At 70.8% G+C, this 2089-nt stretch carries 2 protein-coding genes and 1 pseudogene; all 3 read right to left on the bottom strand.

The features are described from left to right. Window positions 1-177, bottom strand: a pseudogene (locus AB0F18_RS39100) (sulfate ABC transporter substrate-binding protein); the annotation flags it as partial. 227 nt (window positions 178-404) lie between these two features. Continuing rightward, the gene (locus tag AB0F18_RS39095) at window positions 405-1739 is read right to left on the bottom strand and encodes a GTP-binding protein (protein WP_362070278.1); all 1335 of its coding nucleotides are present in this window, start codon (window positions 1737-1739) and stop codon (window positions 405-407) included. Between the two features lie 2 nt (window positions 1740-1741). Continuing rightward, a partial coding sequence (locus AB0F18_RS39090) for a phosphoadenosine phosphosulfate reductase family protein (RefSeq protein ID WP_362070275.1) occupies window positions 1742-2089 on the bottom strand: 348 nt, incomplete at its 5' end.

Genomic DNA, 2089 nt, shown 5'->3' with positions numbered 1-2089 from the left:
ACGCACCTCGGAAGCGGACAGCTTCTTAGCGCCGTCAGTGGCCGCGACATTGGCCTTGTCGTCCTCCTTCTTCGCCTCGGAACCGTAGCCGCAGGAGGAGAGGACGCCGATCAGCAGCGGCAGGGCGGCAGCAGCGGCAACACCGCGGCGGAGCAGGGTCTTGTGGAGGGCAGGCACGGGAGAACTTCCTCTCGGCGCGCCGTCCGGGGACTACGGCGCAGGTGTACGTCTCTGGGAGAAGGGCGGGTAAGGCTCGTGGGGGGTGAGGGCGCGAAGGCGGGCTGCCGACGGCAGTTCGGTCATCGCGCACATCGCGCCACTCCTCCCTGGCCGCTGCCGAGGGCGCCGCTGCCTACGCGGCCGCCCTCCTTCGCGAAGGTGGTGTACATGTCGGTCGCCATGACCTAGAAGTCCCACCCTTCCTCGTCCGCCTCCGCGGCCTTGGCCTCGGCCTTGGAGGCGAAGGCCTCGCCCGCCATGCCCGCCGCCAGGGTGGTGCCGTCGGCCGGGTCGATCAGCAGGAAGGACCCGGTGCGCCGCGAGTCGGCGTACGCGTCGAGCGCGAGCGGCTCGGCGGTACGGACGACGACGCGGCCGATGTCGTTGGCGACCAGCTGACCCGGGTTCGGGTGCTGGGACAGGTCGTCGAGGGTCAGCCGGGACGGGATCTCCTTGACGATCGCCTTGACCGTGCGCGTCGTGTGCTTGAGCAGCACCCGCGCACCCACGGCCAGCGGCTGGTCGGCCACGTGGCAGACCGTCGCGACGACGTCCTGCGTGGTGGCCGGGGCGCTCGCGGTCGGCGCGATCAGGTCGCCGCGCGAGATGTCGATGTCGTCCTTCAGGCGCAGGGTCACCGACTGCGGGGACCAGGCGATGTCCACGGCCCCGCCGAGCGCGTCGATGCCCTCGATGACCGAGGTCCTGCCCGACGGCAGTACGGTGACGGACTCGCCGACGCGCAGGACGCCGGAGGCGATCTGGCCCGCGTAACCGCGGTAGTCGGGGTGCTCGGCGGTCTGCGGACGGATCACGTACTGCACCGGGAATCGCGCCGGGCAGGCGGTGAGGTCGTGGCTGACCGGGACGGTCTCCAGGTGCTCCAGCACCGTCGGGCCGCCGTACCAGTCCATGTTCGCGGAGGGCTCGACCACGTTGTCCCCGGCCAGGGCCGAGATCGGGATCGCGGTGATCTCCGGGACGCCCAGCTCCGAGGCGTACGCGGTGAACTCCTCGGCGATCTTCGCGAAGACGGTCTCCCGGTAGTCGACCAGGTCCATCTTGTTGACGGCGAGGACGACGTGGGGGACGCGCAGGAGGGCGGCGACGGCGGCGTGGCGGCGGGTCTGTTCGATGACGCCGTTGCGGGCGTCGACGAGGACCACGGCGAGGTCGGCCGTGGAGGCGCCGGTGACCATGTTCCGCGTGTACTGCACGTGGCCGGGGGTGTCGGCGAGGATGAACCGGCGGCGGGCGGTGGCGAAGTAGCGGTAGGCCACGTCGATGGTGATGCCCTGCTCCCGCTCGGCACGCAGACCGTCGGTCAGCAGCGCCAGGTCCGGGGCGTCCTGACCGCGGTCGGCGGACACCCGTTCCACGGCCTCCAGCTGGTCCTCCAGGACCGACTTCGAGTCGTGCAGCAGGCGGCCCACCAGGGTGGACTTGCCGTCGTCGACGGAACCCGCGGTGGCGAAGCGCAGCAGCGTCGTGGCGCTGAGCTGCTCGGTGGTGGTGGTCATCTCTAGAAGTACCCTTCGCGCTTGCGGTCTTCCATCGCGGCCTCGGACAGCTTGTCGTCGGCGCGGGTCGCACCCCGCTCGGTGAGGCGGGAGACGGCGATCTCGGCGATCACGGCGTCCAGCGTGGTGGCGTCGGAGTCGACGGCGCCGGTGCAGGACATGTCGCCGACGGTGCGGTAGCGGACGAGCCGCTTCTCCACCGGCTCGGTGTCCTTCGGGCCGCCCCATTCGCCGGCGGTCAGCCACATGCCGTTGCGCTGGAAGACGTCCCGTTCGTGGGCGAAGTAGATCTCGGGGAGTTCGATGCCCTCGCGGGCGATGTACTGCCAGACGTCGAGCTCGGTCCAGTT

Origin of the sequence: Streptomyces sp. NPDC029216, assembly GCF_040648015.1 — a bacterium.
In the GTDB taxonomy this organism is placed as follows: Bacteria; Actinomycetota; Actinomycetes; order Streptomycetales; family Streptomycetaceae; genus Streptomyces.
The sequence above is the reverse complement of the archived record's forward strand: the minus strand, read 5'-3'. Positions and strand labels throughout refer to the sequence as shown.